The following is a 16,538-nucleotide window of genomic DNA, read 5'->3' as shown; positions in this document are numbered from 1 at the left end:
ATCGCGGGACCGCACTCTGGCGCCATCTTGCACCTGCTCAAGGTTTTATTTATGCGTTTGCTGTTGACCTTTTTCCTGATGTTTTTTGCCGGTCTGGCTCAGGCCCAGACCTCGGGCGACCCTTTTGCCCAGCCGGACTTCCTCCCGGCCACCAAAGCCTTTGTGTTCACAAGCGAGCCGTTGCCTTCAGGCGAAATCAGCCTGAAGTGGAAAATCGCCGATGAGTATTATCTGTACCAGAAGCGCTTCAAGTTCGACGGCTTGGATCAGGCCCACACCCCGGCCTTCCCCCCGGGCCTTGAGCACAGTGACGAGTTCTTTGGTGCCACCCAGGTGTACCGCAATGAGGTTGAACTGCTGATACCGGCAGGCGCCAGCGGCCAGGTCAAGGTCAGCTGGCAAGGCTGCGCCGATGCCGGATTGTGCTATCCACCGCAGAGCCAGACCCTCGACCTGGGCGGTACGCCCGTCGCTAGCGGCCAAGGGCAGGCACAAGACCAGTCGCTGGCCGCCAGCTTGCAGCAAAGCTCGCTGGGCTGGAGCCTGTTGCTGTTCTTCGGGCTGGGCCTGTTGCTGGCGTTCACCCCGTGCTCGCTCCCGATGTTGCCGATTCTGGCCGGGCTGGTGGTGGGCAGTGGCGCCAGTGCCGGACGCGGCTTTGCGGTTGCCGGCAGTTATGTGATCAGCATGGCGCTGGTGTATGCCGGGCTGGGTGTACTGGCGGCGTTGCTGGGCGCCAACCTGCAGGCGCTGCTGCAACAACCGTGGATCCTGGGCAGCTTTGCCACACTGTTTGTGTTACTGGCGCTGCCGATGTTCGGCTTTTTTGAACTGCAACTCCCCTCTGCCCTGCGTGACCGGCTCGAATCGGCCGGACGCGGGCGCAAAGGCGGGAGCCTGCTGGGCGCGGGTATTCTCGGCGCTTTGTCCGGCTTGCTGGTGGGCCCGTGCATGACGGCACCGCTGGCCGGGGCATTGCTTTTTATTGCGCAAAGCGGCAATGCGCTGCAAGGCGGCCTGGTGCTGTTTGTCATGGGCCTGGGGATTGGCGTGCCGCTGTTGCTGTTGGTCACGGTCGGCAGTCGCTTCCTGCCTAAACCCGGGGCCTGGATGGACCTGATGAAGGGCCTGTTCGGCTTTCTGTTCCTCGGCACAGCCCTGGTGCTGGTGCGTCCGGTACTGGATGAGACGCTGTGGGTCGGGATGTGGGGCGTGCTGCTGCTGTTGTTCGCCACCAGCCTGTGGTTGCAGGCGCAGCAATTCCAGCGGGCCAGGCCCTTGTTTACACCGCTCAGCCTGTTGGCGGGTTTCTGGGGCAGCCTGGTGCTGCTGGGTGCCGCCGGCGGTGGCAGCGACCTGTGGCAGCCGTTGCAGGTGTACACCGCCAGCACCGTGGCGGGCAGCACCGTGGGCAAGCCCGGCAATGCCCATGATGCCTTTATCACCCTGAAGGACCCGGCCAGCCTTGAGCGCGAACTCGAAAGCGCCAAGGCCCAGGGCCAATGGGTGCTGCTCGACTACTACGCCGACTGGTGTGTATCGTGCAAAGTCATGGAAAAAAAGGTGTTTGCCAAGCCGCACGTGATGGAGGCCTTGCAAGGCGTGCGCTTGCTGCGCCTCGACGTCACCGCCGATTCTGACGCCAGCCGCGAGCTGCTCAGCCGCTACCAGGTGCCCGGCCCGCCCAGCTTTATCTGGATCGGCCCGAACGGTGTTGAGCGCCGCGCCCAGCGCATCACCGGCGAAGTCGACGCCGAGACCTTCTTGAATAACTGGAACGCCACCCGGGAACTCCTCTAAATGCTCACCCTGACCATCGGTTCGTTTGCCTTGGCCATCAATCATCTGCTGCTGATCCTGGCGCTTGCCCTGGCGACACTGGTGGGGTGGCGTGTGGCCAAACGCGGGGGCGAAAACCCGGAGTCGGTGCTGTTCATCCTGTTTTTGCTGGGTTTGCTCGCCGCCCGGGCCTGCTTTGTCGTGACCTACTGGCACGTGATTCAAAAAGACCCGTTGAAGATGTTCGACCTGCGGGACGGCGGCTTTATGCTGTGGCCGGGGCTGCTGGTGGTGATCGGTGGCGGGCTGTTCTGGGCCTGGCGTCGGCCGGGTCTGCGCCGCCCGCTGGGCTGGGGTCTGGGCAGTGGCCTGGCGTTCTGGATGCTGGCGACCTTCTCGTCGAACCTCTATGAACAAGGCACCCGCCTGCCGGAACTCGACTTGCGCAACGCTCGCGGCGAGTCGGTGCAATTGAGCAGTTATCAGGGCGGTCCGCTGGTGATCAACCTGTGGGCCACCTGGTGCCCACCCTGCCGGCGCGAGATGCCGGTGATGCAAAACGCACAGCTCCAGCATCAGGACGTGACGTTCCTGTTCGTCAATCAGGGCGAAAGCATGCAAAGCGTCAGCACCTTTCTTGAAACCCAGGGCCTGAACCTGACCAACGTGCTGTTCGACAGCGGCGGCCAACTGGGACAGAAAGTCGGTTCGATGGCCCTGCCGACTACGCTGTTCTATAGCGCTGAAGGCCGTTTATTGAACAGTCATTTGGGCGAGTTGTCAGAAGCCAGCCTGGCCCGGGCGCTGGAAAGCTTCGATCAAACACAATCCATGCCGGCCCATCAGGCCGTCCCCGTAAGGAATCCGCAATGAACTTCAACCGTAAGCTGCTGAATCTGGGCATGACCACCCTGCTCGGCGCAGCCCTGTTGCAATCGCCTGCACTCCAGGCAGCAGAAGAATTGCCCGCCGCGATCAAGAAGATCGAGGCCAAAGGCGCAAAAATCATCGGCAGTTTCGATGCACCCAGCGGCATGCGGGGTTACGCAGCGCAGTTTCAAAACCGTGGCATGGCCCTGTACCTGACCCCGGACGGCAAAAACGTGCTGGTGGGCAACCTGTATGACGCTGACGGCAAAGACCTGAGCCTCGCGCCGCTGCAAAAGCTGGTGTACGAACCGATGGCCAAACAAGTCTGGGCCAGTATGGAAAAAAGCAACTGGATCGCCGACGGCAAAAAAGATGCGCCGCGCGTCATCTACCTGTTCAGCGACCCGAACTGCCCGTACTGCAATATGTTCTGGGAACAGGCGCGGCCTTGGGTAGATTCCGGCAAAGTCCAGCTGCGGCACATCATGGTGGGTATCATCCGCGAAGACAGCGCGGCCAAGTCCGCGGCACTGCTGGCTGCCAAAAACCCGCAGCAAGCCCTGCACGATCATGAAAAGGCCGGCAAGGGCAGCTCGCTCAAGGCATTGGGCAAGATCCCGGCTGACGTCCAGGCCAAACTGGACGCCAACATGCAGTTGATGACCGAGCTCGACGTGGCCGCCACCCCGGCGATTTTCTACCTCGACGAACAGGGCAACCTGCAACAGCAACAAGGTGCGCCTTCGCCGGACAAACTGGCAAAAATCATGGGGCCCAAGTAACACCAGCGATGCGGCCGGCACGCGCAAGCGCTCGTGCTGGCCGGACGGCTTCATGTGACCGCTATAACCCCTCCAGTTCGGCCATCAGATCACTCAGGCGATCGACCTTCTCTTCGTTGATTTCACTGCTCTGCAGGCCTTCGATGTACAACGCCAGCGCTTCGACGCAACTGCATTCAAACATCGCCCGCAGCGGCACATTGCGTTGCAGGGTTTTCTGCACCCGCGAGGCGATTTGCGTGGCCAGCAGCGAATGCCCGCCCAGTTCGAAGAAGTTGTCGGTGACCCCCACCCGCTCCACGCTCAGCACTTCGGCCCAGATTGCGGCCAGGGTCTGCTCCAGCTCAGTACGCGGCGCCACATAGTCTTCACGTTGCAGTTGGCCGATCTCAATCACCGGCAATGCCTTGCGGTCCAGCTTGCCGTTAGCGTTGAGCGGCAACGCGTCCAGCCATGACCAGTGCAGCGGCACCATGTATTCCGGAAGTTCGGCACGCAAACGCTGCCTGATCCGGTCCAGGCGCTCTGCCGGGCTGAGCGCGCCCGCGGTGGCCACCAGATAACCCACCAGGTACTTGCCGTTTGGCCCTGACTGAACGCTGACCGCGGCATCGCGGACTTCCGGTTGTTCATGCAGACGCGCTTCAATTTCCCCCAGCTCGATGCGGTAGCCGCGAATCTTCACTTGATGATCGATACGCCCCACGTACTCCAGCACCCCGTCCCGACGCCGCCGCGCCAGGTCGCCGGTGCGATACAAACGCTCGCCCGGAGCGCCAAACGGGTTGGGCACAAAGACGCTCGCCGTGCGCAACGGATCGCTGACGTACCCCCGGCCTACGCCGGTTCCCGCCACACACAGCTCACCCACCGCTCCCAGCGGCACCAGTTGCAGCCCGTCATCCAGCACATACAAGCGGTTGTTGTCGGTCGGGGTGCCAATGGGCAAGTAGCTGCCCCGGCTCGAGGCCTGATCGACGCGGAAGAACGCCACGTCATCCGAGCACTCCGCCGGGCCGTAGGCATTGACCAATCCAACCTGCGGGTAGCGCAGCAGCCATTGCTGGGCCAGTTCCGGCGGCATGGCTTCCCCGGTCGGCAGCATCCAGCGCAGGCCGTCGAGGTCAACAGGCGCTTGCGCCAGCATGCCCTGGATCAACGACGGCACGCTCTCCAGCACCGTGATGCCCTGCTGGTTGACCTGCGCCAGCAACGCTTGGGGATCATGGGCGATGTTATTGGGCAAAATCTCGACCCGGGCGCCCAGCAGCGGCCCGGCGAGGAACTGCCACACCGAAATATCAAAGCTTTGGGACGCCGTCTGGGCGATCACATCGTGTTCGCTCAGTTGCAGGTACGGCCCTTTGCTCAACTGGTTGTTCAACATCCCGCGCTGTTCGACCATCACCCCCTTGGGCATACCGGTGGAGCCTGAGGTGTAGATCACGTACGCCAGCGAATCCGGCCCGCTGTAGACCTGCGGGTTGTGCTCGGCCAGCCCGGCCGTTTGCAGCTGTTCCCATACCAGCAAGCGCGGACGGCTGGCGCAGCCCGATTCGTCGAGCAACGCCTCGGCCTGTTCACGGCACGCTTGCGTGCACACCAGCAACGGCGTGCGGCTCAGTTCAATGATGCGGCTCAAGCGCGCTTGCGGCAGAGCCGGGTCCAGTGGCAAGTAACCGGCACCGGCCTTGAAGCTGCCGATGATCATGCCCAGCAGATCCAGCCCGCGCTCGGCCAGCAGCGCCACCGGTTGATCCGGCCGGACCCCGGCCGCCAGCAAGGCGTGACCGACGCGATTGCTGCGGGCATTGAGTTCGGCGTAGCTCCAGTGCCGATCCAGGCAACTGGCGGCAATGCGCTGCGGATGCCGCGCCACTTGCGCTTCAAACAGTTCGGCGTAGCTCTGCTCCAGTGGATACGCACGCTGGCTCTGGTTGCAGTCATCCAGCAAGAATTGCTGCTCGTCGGCACCCATCAGTGCCAGCTGCACCATGTCGCCATGCAGGCCATCCATCAAGGCCAGCAGCAAGCGCTTGAACTCGGACAACAGCCGTTCAACGCTGCTGCGCTCGAAAAAGCGCTGGTCGTAGGACAGGTGCAGGCCGAGGTCATCGCCGGGATAGCACACGGCGGTCAGCGGGAAGTTGGTGTGGGTTCGGCCCGAGTCCGACGTCGCATTGAGGCTTTGCGCACGGTCCATCACCGTCATGTCCACCGGTGCATTTTCAAACACGAACAGGCTGTCGAACAGCGGCTGCCCCTTGGGCAGTTCACTGCATTCCTGAAGGGTCACCAACGGCAGGTATTCGTACTCGCGCAGCTCCATATTGTGCGCCAGCAAGTCGCTCAGCCATTGACGTACGCCCAGTGTCTGGCCGTCCTGCGGCATCCGCACGCGCAACGCCACGCTATTGATAAACAGCCCCACCGTTTGCTGCATGTCCGGCAGCTCCACCGGACGCCCCGCCACCGTGACCCCGAACAGCACATCCCGCTCGCCGCTGAAGCGGCGCAGTACCAGGGCCCATGCCGCCTGGGCGAAGGTGTTGATGGTCAACTGATGCTGCTGCGCCAGTTCACGCAAGCGCACGCCGTCACGGACATCGAGCCGGGTGTAGCAATCCCCCACCAGCATCCCGCCGCTGTCACCCGCGTGTTCACGCAGGAACGGCCGGTCGCTGGGGATCGGCGTGGTTTGCTCGAAGCCTTGCAGGTTGCGCTGCCACCAGGCATTGGCCTGCTGCAGGTCTTGCCGTTGCAGCCAGCCGATATAGTCGCGGTAGCGTGGCGGCACGTTCAGTTGCGGGTCGCGGCCCTCACCCAGAGCGCTGTAGATCTCGAAGAAATCACTCATCAGCAACGAGCGGCACCAGGCATCGATCAGGATGTGGTGGTTGCTCATCATGAACCAATAGCGCTCGGCCCCCAGGCGAATCAGACGCAGGTGGAACGGGGCCTGATTGAGCAGATCGAAACCGGCCTCGCGCTCCTGTTTATGCAATGCCTGCAAACGCGCTTCATGGCCCTCTTCGGGCTCGGCACTCCAATCGAGGTAATCGATGGCCGGGGTGCCCGCTCGATGGATGATCTGCAGCATCGCTTCGCCCACGTTCCAGCAGAACGACGCGCGCAACGCTTCGTGACGCGCAATGACTGCCTGCCAGGCCCGGGCAAAACGTTGCGGATCGAGGGCGCTGTTGATGCGGTAACGGTCCTGCATGTAATACAGCCCGGTGCCGGGTTCCAGCAGGGTGTGCAGGAGCATGCCCTCTTGCATCGGGGTCATGGGGTACACATCTTCAATGCGCTCGGCAGCCACCGGCAAGGCGTCGAGCTGCTCCTGGCTGAGGCCGGCCAGCGGGAAGTCGGACGGCGTCAGGCCACCCGCCTCGTGGCTCAGGCAATGGCCGATCAGCGCGTCCAGCTCCGTGACATAAGCCAGGGCCAGGGTTTCAATGGTCTGCGGGTCATAGCGCTCGGCGCTGAAGGTCCAGCGCAACAGCAATTCACCGCCATACACCTGGCTGTCGATGCTCAGTTCATTGGGCAACGGTGCCAGCGGGTCATGGGCGGCACCCGTCGGCTCATCCAGCGGATAGAACAACGCATCGCTGGCAAAACTCTGGTCGAACTGCCCCAGATAATTGAAGGTCACCGCCGCTTCGGGCAATGCCGCCAGCGCCTGTCGAATGCTGCTGTCGGTCAGGTAACGCAGCACGCCATACCCCAGCCCTTTGTGCGGCACGGTGCGCAACTGCTCTTTGATGGCCTTGATCGAAGCGCCCTGCCCCTCGGCACGGGGCGTCAACCGCAACGGATAGGCGCTGGTAAACCAGCCCACGGTGCGGCTCAGGTCGATCTCGTCGAACAGGGTTTCACGGCCATGGCCTTCCAGTTGCACCAGCGCGGAGGGTTGACCGGTCCAGCGACACAGAACCCGCGCCAGCGCGGTCAGCAGCAGGTCGTTGACCTGAGTCCGGTAAGCGCTCGGCGCCTGTTGCAGCAGTTGCCGGGTGCGCTCGGCATCCAGCCGTACGCTCACGGTGCGGGCATGGCAGTTTTGGCGGGCGCCCTGTGGCCGGTCACACGGCAACTCGACCTGCGGACCACTCAATTGTTGCTGCCACAGGCTCAGTTCCTGGCGCAACGAGTCGCTGCCGGCATACGCCTGCAAGCGAGCCGCCCAGGCCCGTGAGGCGCTGGTTTTGCCCGGCAGTTGCAGCGGCTGCTGCGCAGCCAGTTGGCGATACAGAGTGTGCAGATCTTCCAGCAGCACGCGCCACGAAACGCCGTCCACCGCCAGGTGATGGATCACCAGCAACAGGCGTTGCTCGGCCTCTGGCCCCTCCACCAGCACCGCCCGCAACAAGACGCCTTGCTCCAGATCGAGGCTGCGCTGGGCGTTGGCAAACAGTTCCGGGCATTGCTGCAGGTCCGTCACCGTGGCCTGCCACAACAGCTCGTGATCCGCCTGTGGGCAGTATTCGGCGCGCCATTGCCCGGCCACTGGCCGGAAGCTCAAGCGCAAACCGTCGTGGTGCTCAAGCAGCGCCGCCAGAGCCTGCTCCAGCCATTGCGGTTCAAGACGAGCGGTGGGCGCCAGCAACAAGGACTGGTTCCAGTGCTCGCGGCGCGGCATGTCGGTGTCGAAAAACCAGTGCTGGATCGGTGTCAGCGCTGACTCTCCATTGAGCACGCCTTGCTCGGCGTGGGTTTGCCCGGTGTGGGTCGCCACACTGGCCAGCGCCTGCACGGTCTGATGCTGGAACAGATCCCGCGGGCTGAAGTGAATCCCCAATTGGCGGGCACGACTGACCACTTGAATCGACAGGATCGAGTCACCGCCCAGTTCAAAGAAGTTGTCGTTCAGGCCCACTTGCGTGAGGTTCAGCACATCGCACCAGACCTGCGCCAGGCGGTGCTGCAGCGGGTTGCTTGGGGCCACATACTGCTGGCGATTAAGTTCGATGTCGGGGGTCGGCAAGGCCCGGCGGTCGAGTTTGCCGTTGGCCGTCAGCGGCATGCCGGGCAGCAGCATCAGGTGCGCAGGCACCATGTAGTCCGGCAACTGGGCCTTGAGCCGGCGCTTCACGTCGTCGCGCAACACGCCCTGCTCATGCTCGTCCTGCTGCGCCGCGTCACACACCAGATACGCCGCCAGTTGCTTGCCACCGGGCATGTCCAGCGCCAGCACCACGGCTTCGCGCACTGCCGGGTGATCCAGCAGCCGGTTTTCGATCTCCCCCAGCTCAATGCGGAAACCACGGATCTTGACTTGATGGTCGATCCGCCCGAGGTACTCGACCAGGCCATCGGCGCGCTGACGCACCCGGTCGCCGGTGCGGTACAGGCGCCCGCCCTCCCCGGAGAACGGATCGGCGACAAAGCGCTCGGCCGTCATCCCCGGGCGGCGGTGATAACCCTGGGCCAGACCTGCGCCCCCGATATACAACTCACCGGTGCCGCCCTGCGGTACCAGCGCCAGGGCCTCATCGAGGATATAGGCAACACGCGCCCCGATGAGCCGGCCGATAGGCACGCTGGCGGCACCCTCTTCCAACTGTTGCGGGGCCAGACTGGCCAGCGGCATCACCACGGTTTCGGTGGGGCCGTAAGCATTGAAAAACACACGGGGCTGGAATGCTGCCCGGATGCGCTGCAGGTGTTCGCCGGTCAGTGTTTCCCCGCCGGTGATGCACATGCGCACCGGCAACGTCTGCCCCTGGGTCGCCAGCCATTGCGCCAGCTGACTGCCATAACTGGGGGTGAAACCGAGGACCGTGACCTGCTGCTCGCGAATCAGCTCGCAGATCTGCTGCGGATCCCATTGCCCCTGGGCACGCAATACCAGGCGTGCGCCACACAGCAACGGCACCAGCAAGCGCTCGGTGGCGGCATCAAAGTTGATCGAATAAAAATGCAGCTCGCAGTCATCCGCCTGCATGCCGAAACGCTCGATCACCGCTCGGCAGTGCATGGCGATTTCGCCGTGGGACACCACCACGCCCTTGGGCTGGCCGGTGGAACCGGAGGTGTAGATCAGGTACGCCTGATGCTGCGCCAGGCTGATGAACGGCAACTCATCGGATGGATACGCGGCCAGTGCCGGGGCGTCGTCCTCAAGGCACCACTGCGCGACACCCTCGGGCAAATCACCGAGGGCATCAAACAAGGCGCGATGGCTCAACAGCAGGCCAACGCCGCTATCTTCAATCATGTAGCTCAGGCGTTCCAGCGGGTACTCCGGGTCCAGCGGCACATACGCGCCTCCGGCCTTGAGAATCGCCAGCAGTCCCACCACCATCTCCAGTGAACGCTCCAGCGCCAGGCCCACCCGCACCTGCGGGCCGACCCCGCGTTCGCGCAGCATCCAGGCCAGGCGATTGGCGCGGCTGTCGAGCTCGGCGTAGCTCAGGTGTTGCCCGGCAAAGGTCAGGGCAATCGCCTCCGGTCGTGCCTGCGCCTGCTCGGCAAACAAGCGGTGAATGCATAAGTCCAGCGCATGCTCCCCCGCCGGTGCAGCCATGCCGTCCAGCAGCCGCTGTTGCTCTGGCGCCTGCATCAACGGCAGTTCGCTCACGCGCTGTTGCGGGTCCGCCAGCAACGCCTCCAGTAACGTGCACCAGTGCCCGGCCATTTGGGCAATGCGCGGCTCGTCGAACAGGTCAGTGCTGTAGGTCAGGCAGCAACCGAGGCGATGGTCCAGGTCGGTGACTTCCAGGTTGAGGTCAAACTTGGTGGCCCGCGCATCGTTGGCCAGGTACTCAACGGTCATGCCGGCCAGCTCACGGCGTTGCTGGAACTCCCAGCGCTGCACGTTGCACATTACCTGGAACAGCGGGTTGTACGCCGTGCTCCGGGGAGGCTGCAGGGCTTCAACCAGGTGATCGAACGGCAAGTCTTGATGGGACTGGCCTTCGATCACGGTTTGCCGCACTTGCTCGAACAGTTCGCTGACGCGCATGGCGCCGTCCAGTTGGCAACGCAGCACTTGGGTATTGAGGAACGCCCCGATCAGCCCTTCGCTTTCCGGACGGATACGGTTGGCCACCGGGGCGCCGATGCGCAGGTCGGTCTGGCCGCTGTAGCGATGCAGCAGCACCGCCAGGGTCGCGGTTATGGTCATGAACAGGGTCAACCCGTGCTCGGCATTGAACCGGCGCACCCGGGCCGCCAGCTCATCGCTGAGGTCGAAGCGGTACAACTCGCCCTGATGGCTTTGTACCGAAGGCCGCGGACGGTCAGACGGCAATTCGAGCAACGGGTGCTCGTTGCCGAGCTTGGCAGTCCAGTAATCGAGCTGGCGCTGACGCTCCCCCGACGCCAGCCATTGGCGTTGCCACACGCTGTAATCCAGGTAATGCACTGCCAACGGTGTCAGGGGTGAAGCACGGTCATCGACAAAGGCTTCGTACAGCGCCCCCAGTTCGCGGGCAAAAATATCCATCGCCCAGCCTTCGGTGACGATGTGGTGCAGGGTCAGCACAAAGTAATGCTCACGCTCGCCGGCCTTGACCATGCAGGCCCGCAGCAACGGCCCGCGCGTCAGGTCGAACGGCTGGTGCGCTTCACTGTCGGCCAGCGCCTGCAAGCGCTGCTGGCGGGTCGGTTCATCCAGGGCGCTGAGGTCGAGCCAGGCCATCTTCAACCCGATGTCCGGATGCACCTGCTGACAGGCCACGCCATTCACGTCGGGGAAGGTGGTGCGCAGGGTTTCGTGACGCAGGATCAACGCCTGCAGGGCCGTCTCAAAACGCCCAACATCCAGCACCCCTTTGAGTCGCGCCATACCGCCAACGTTGTAGGCCGGGCTGTCGGGCTCCATTTGCCAGAGGAACCACATGCGCTGTTGCGAGTACGACAGCGGCACCGGCTGGTTGCGGTCGACGCGCTCGATGGGCATGTAGCTATTGCGCTGCCCCGAGGCTTGAATCAGTTGCACCTGCTCGGCAAACGCGCCCAGTTCGCTGGCATCAAACAAGGTGCGCAGCGCCAGCTCCACGTCACACGCCTGGCGTACCCGCGAAACGATTTGTGTGGCCAGCAATGAATGCCCGCCCAGGGCGAAGAAATCATCACGCAAACCGATGCGCTGCTGACCCAGCACTTCGCGCCAGATGGCGGCGATGCGCTGCTCCAGTTCAGTTTGCGGTTCGACATGCTCGCGAACTTGCCACTGCGGCTCCGGCAATGCGCGGCGATCCAGTTTGCCGCTGGGGCTCAAGGGCATGGCGTCGAGGCGCAGCAACTGCGCGGGCACCATGTAGTCCGGCAGCTCGGCCGCCAACGCGACCTTCAACTGTGCGGTGAAAGCATCTTCTGGCAGGGTGCCGTCGAGCACGCTGTAGTAACCGATCAATTGCGCGCCGGTGGCGGTTTCGCGTATCAACACCGCGGCTTGCGCGACACCCGGCTGCGCCAGCAAGCGGGCTTCGATCTCTTGTGGTTCGACTCGAAAACCCCGCAGCTTGACCTGCTGATCCAGTCGACCGAGGTAGTCCAGCACGCCGTCGGCGCTCCAGCGCACCTGGTCGCCGGTGCGATACAGACGGGCACCGGGCGCGCCCAGCGGGTCGGCAATAAAACGTTCCGCCGTCAGCCCCGGACGGTCCAGATACCCCCGGGCCAGCCCGATGCCGCCGATGCACAATTCACCCGGCACCCCGGCCGGCAGCGGATTGAGCTCGGCATCGAGCACGCGGCACAGCACGTTGCCCAGCGGGCGGCCGATAGGCGAGCGGCTGCCGTCTTCGGCGCGGCACTGCCAATGGGTGACGTTGATCGCAGTTTCGGTCGGGCCGTAACGGTTGTGCAGCGGCACCTGTGGCCATTGCTCCAGCACCCGGTTGCGCAGTTCACCGGGCAAGGCTTCGCCCCCCGAGAACAACCGGCGCAAAGTGTTGCAGTGCGCGGCCTGCGGCTCATCGACAAACAGCCGTAACAGGGGCGGCACAAAGTGCAAGGTGGTCACCCCGAACTGCTGGACCAACTGCGCAATACGTTGCGGGTCCCGATGCTCGCCGGGGCCGGCCAGCACCAGGCGGCACCCCGTGATCAACGGCCAGAAGCATTCCCAGACCGACACGTCGAAGCTGATCGGCGCCTTCTGCATCAGCACATCGTCAGCCTGCAGCGCGTAGGTGGCCTGCATCCATTGCAGGCGCTCAGCGAGCGCGGCATGGGTGTTGCCCACGCCCTTCGGCTGACCGGTGGAGCCCGAGGTGTAAATCACGTAGGCCAGATTGTCACCGTGAAGGTGCAAGCCCGGGGCATGGCTCGGCCAGGTGTCGAGTTTGAGGTGGTCCATAGCGATCACGCTGACCGCTTCCACCTCCGGCAAGGCGTCGCGCAAATGGCTTTGGGTGAGCAGCAGCGTCGCACCGCAGTCGCGCAACATGAACCCCAGGCGCTCGGCCGGATAATCCGGATCCAGCGGCACATACGCACCGCCGGCCTTGAGAATCGCCAGCAGACCGATCAACAGTTGTGGTGAACGCTCGGCGGCAATCGCTACCGGCACATCCGGGCCCACGCCCTTGTCCCGCAGATAATGCGCCAGGCGGTTGGCCTGCGCGTGCAGGCTGGCAAAGTCGAGGCTGCCTGCGTCCCAGAGCACGGCAATGCGCTCAGGTGTGTGTTGCGCTTGCAGCTCCAGCCGATGCGGCAAAAGGTGCTCGGCCGGCGCACACGGCGCCGCGCTCCAGGCGTGTTGTTCAAGCAGTTGCCCAGGGCTGAGCATCTGCAAGTCGCCCAGCGCCTGCCCGGTGTTGACCGTGACCTGACGCAGCAGGCTGACAAAATGCTCGGCCAGCCGCGCAATGCTGCTGGCATCGAACAGCTCGTCGGCGTAATCGAAAGACAGTTTCAAGCGGCCCTGATGATCTTCTTCGCTGTGCAATTGCAGGTCGAACTTGGCTTCGCGGCTGTGCCACTCCAGTTCTTCGGCGAGCAAGCCCGGCAGACGCCGCAATGCGCCGAGGTCACGCTGCTGGTGGTTGAACATGATCTGGAACAGGCCATGTTCACGGGCCTCGGGGAATGCTTCAAGCAGTTGCTCGAAGGGCACGTCCTGATGGCTTTGGGCGTCGAGCGTGGCCTGACGGGTGTGCTCCAGCAACGCGGCAAACGGCAGGCGTCCATCCAGTTCGGCACGCAGCACCAGGCTGTTGATAAAGAAGCCGATCAGGCCGTGGGTTTCCTGACGCGTACGGTTGGCGCTGGGTACGCCGATACGGATATCGCGCTGGCCGGTGTAGCGATGCAGCAGGGTCTGGAACACCGCCAGCAACAGCATGAACGGCGTGGCGTCATGGGCCAGCGCGGTCTGGCGCACGGCACTGCCGAGGGCTGCATCGAGTTTCAGGCTGTAGCGCGTGGCACTCTGCGTGTGCAGCGCCGAGCGCGGGTGATCGGTGGCCAGGCTCAACGTCGGCTGTTCGGCACCCAGTTGCTGCTTCCAGTAGGCGAGCTGGCGTTCGGCCTCGCCTTGCGCCAGCCAGTGCCGTTGCCAGCTGCCGTAGTCGGCGTACTGCAGGGGCAGCGGTGCCAGGGACAATGTCTGCCCGAGACAGGCCGCCGCATACAACCGGGAGAATTCGTCGATCAACAGGTTCAGCGACCAGCCATCGGCAATGATGTGGTGCAAGGTCACCAGCAATTGATGATCTTCGTCGTCCAGCTTGACCAGCGTGACCCGAAACAGCGGGCCATGTTCCAGGTCGAAGCGGCTGCGGGCTTCAGCCTCGCGGATCTGCTGCGCATGGGCTTCACGCTCATGACCCGGCAGGTGGCTGATGTCGCTCACCCGCAGGTCGAAATCGACGCTCTCTGCCACCTGCTGCAATGCCTGGCCGTCGCGCTCAAAAAAGCGCGTGCGCAGGGCTTCATGACGCTCGATCAAGTGCGCGAAAGTCGTGCGCAACGCCGCCTGATCCAGTTCACCGCGCAAGCGCAAGGCGCCGGGGATGGTATAGGCGCTGCTCTGCGGATCGAGCTGCCACATGAACCACAACCGGTTTTGGGCCAGCGACTGGGGCATGCCCTGATCACGGGCCAGAGCGATGATTGCGTCAGGCGTCTGCCCGCCCGCCTGCTGCAACGCCGCCACCCCGGCAACAAAGGCGCTCAGGGTCGGAGCCTCGAACAGCAGGCGCAGGTTGAGTTCGAGTGTGAGCACTTCACGCAAGCGGGCGATGACCTGGGTGGCCAGGATCGAGTTACCGCCGAGCAAGAAGAAGTGATCGTGAGCGGCCACCTGTTCAACCTGTAAGTGTTCGCACCAGACCCCGGCGATCAAGGCGTGCAGCTCATTGCCGGGTTGCGCCGCACCGACGGGCGCAGCAGCGCTGTCGCCCCCTGGGAACTGCGCGTAGCTGTCCAGGCTGCCCTCCGCCAGCCGGGTGCGGCAGGCTGAACGCTGCAGCTTGCCGCTGGAGGTTTTGGGCAATGCCCCCGGATTGAGCAATACCACCACGCTCGGTGCCTGCTGGCAGGCTTCGGCCACTGCCTGACGAATCGCTGTGATCAACGCGTCGCTGGGCAGGATTTTTTGCACGCTGCGGCTGATTTCGGCGGCGACGCCAATTCCCTCTTCGCCTTCGACAGTGACCGCAAACACTGCCACACGGCCTTTGCGCACCGCCTCGACTTCTCGTTCGATGGTTTTTTCGAGGTCCTGGGGGTACAGATTTTGCCCGCGCACAATCAGCAAATCCTTAAGGCGCCCGGTGATGAACAGCTCACCCTCGCGGATAAAACCCAGATCGCCGGTGCGCAGCCACCGGCCGCCCTGATACTCGACAAACGTCTGTGCGCTGGCCTCGGGGTTGCGCCAGTAGCCTTGGGCGATGCTCGGGCCGCTGGCCCAGACTTCCCCCACGCGGTTTTCAGGCACGCAGGCCAGGGTGTGCGGGTCGACGATCAACACCCCGTGATCCGGCTGCTGGGTGCCGCAGCTCATCACCGCGCTGCCCTCTCCCGGCACGATGCGGTGAGCGGCCAGCGCCCGATCATCCAGGCACAACGCCGGGATGCCCTGGCCACGCTGGCCTCCGGCAACAAACAAGGTGGCTTCGGCAAGGCCATAGGACGCGAAATAGCTGTTGGCGTCGAAACCGCAGGCGCTGAATTTTTCGGCGAATCGCTGCAGCGTGTCCTGGCGAATCGGCTCGGAACCCGAATAGGCCACGCGCCAGCGGCTCAGATCGAGCCCCGCCAGCGCTGCTTCACTGACACGCTCGCTGCACAGCCGGTAGGCGAAATCCGGGCCGCCACTGATGGTGCCGCCGTATTCGCTGATGGCCTCCAGCCAACGCAGCGGACGGGTCAGGAAATACGCAGGCGACATCAATACGCACGGCACGCCACTGAAGATCGGCTGCAGCAAACCGCCAATCAATCCCATGTCGTGGTACAGCGGCAACCAGCTGACGATCACGTCGTCAGGGTTAAGGTCGATGCCGAACCCGCGGCGGATCAGCACCTCGTTGGCCACCAGGTTGCCGTGGGTCACTTGCACGCCTTTGGGCAAGGCGGTCGATCCCGAGGTGTATTGCAAAAAGGCGATGTCATCGGCCTGCAACGCCACCGGCTGCCAACGCTGCGCCAGGTCAGGCTCCAGGCGGTCGACACAGAGCAAGTGCGGCGCATCGGCGCCAGACAGTTCACGGATCTGCAACAAGGGCTGTCGCAAGTCATTGCTGGTCAGCAGCACCCGCGGCCCGGCATCGGCCAGGATCGACAGCAAGCGCTCCTGGTGATGGCGGCGGGCCGACTCGGGCGGATAGGCCGGTACGGCAATCACACCAGCGTACAGGCAGGCAAAAAAAGCCGCGACGTAGTCCGGGCCGCTGGGGAACAGCAAAACAGCGCGATCGCCGACCACGGTATGGGCCTGCAAGGCAGCGGCGATGGTTCGCGCACGAAGGTCCAGCTCACGGTAGCTGAGCACCTGGGCCGCAAGCGGGTCGTCGGCGAGGAAGCGCAGCGCCAAGCGATCAGGGGTCTGGGCAGCCCGTTGCTGCAGGGCCTGGGCCAATGTGCCGGGGAGTTCGAACGCGTCCATCATGGGGTTTCCTGCCTGAGGTCGGCTTGAAAGAAAATCGG

At 63.8% G+C, this 16,538-nt stretch carries 4 protein-coding genes; 3 read left to right on the top strand and 1 reads right to left on the bottom strand.

Translation table 11 applies throughout. The features are described from left to right. Window positions 1–51 precede the first annotated feature (51 nt). The 3 genes from dsbD to dsbG are packed head-to-tail and all read left to right on the top strand — an operon-like array spanning window position 52 to window position 3,431. The gene (dsbD, locus tag AWM69_RS07060; RefSeq protein ID WP_218726081.1) at window positions 52–1,800 is read left to right on the top strand and encodes a protein-disulfide reductase DsbD; all 1,749 of its coding nucleotides are present in this window, start codon (window positions 52–54) and stop codon (window positions 1,798–1,800) included. Further along, window positions 1,801–2,652 carry a TlpA disulfide reductase family protein gene (locus AWM69_RS07055; protein ID WP_218726080.1) on the top strand — a complete coding sequence of 284 codons (852 nt, stop codon included), beginning with the start codon at window positions 1,801–1,803 and terminating at the stop codon, window positions 2,650–2,652. Continuing rightward, window positions 2,649–3,431: a thiol:disulfide interchange protein DsbG gene (gene dsbG / locus AWM69_RS07050; RefSeq protein ID WP_131653056.1), complete on the top strand. Its 783-nt coding sequence runs from the start codon at window positions 2,649–2,651 to the stop codon at window positions 3,429–3,431. The genes AWM69_RS07055 and dsbG overlap by 4 nt, the downstream gene beginning before the upstream one ends. Window positions 3,432–3,492: 61 nt before the next feature. Here the strand turns inward: dsbG and AWM69_RS07045 are convergent, their stop codons facing one another. Continuing rightward, window positions 3,493–16,500, bottom strand: a complete 13,008-nt coding sequence (locus AWM69_RS07045; protein WP_218726079.1) for a non-ribosomal peptide synthetase — start codon at window positions 16,498–16,500, stop codon at window positions 3,493–3,495. Between the last annotated feature and the right edge of the window lie 38 nt (window positions 16,501–16,538).

The organism is Pseudomonas sp. D1HM, assembly GCF_019266105.1.
Taxonomy (GTDB): domain Bacteria; phylum Pseudomonadota; class Gammaproteobacteria; order Pseudomonadales; family Pseudomonadaceae; genus Aquipseudomonas; species Aquipseudomonas taetrolens.
The sequence above is the reverse complement of the archived record's forward strand: the minus strand, read 5'-3'. Positions and strand labels throughout refer to the sequence as shown.

Bases quoted from the DNA above. Each gene is read 5' to 3' on its own strand.
- AWM69_RS07045 (WP_218726079.1), bottom strand. From the start codon at position 16,500: ATGATGGACGCGTTCGAACTCCCCGGCACATTGGCCCAGGCCCTGCAG.
- AWM69_RS07055 (WP_218726080.1), top strand. From the start codon at position 1,801: ATGCTCACCCTGACCATCGGTTCGTTTGCCTTGGCCATCAATCATCTG.
- dsbD (WP_218726081.1), top strand. From the start codon at position 52: ATGCGTTTGCTGTTGACCTTTTTCCTGATGTTTTTTGCCGGTCTGGCT.
- dsbG (WP_131653056.1), top strand. From the start codon at position 2,649: ATGAACTTCAACCGTAAGCTGCTGAATCTGGGCATGACCACCCTGCTC.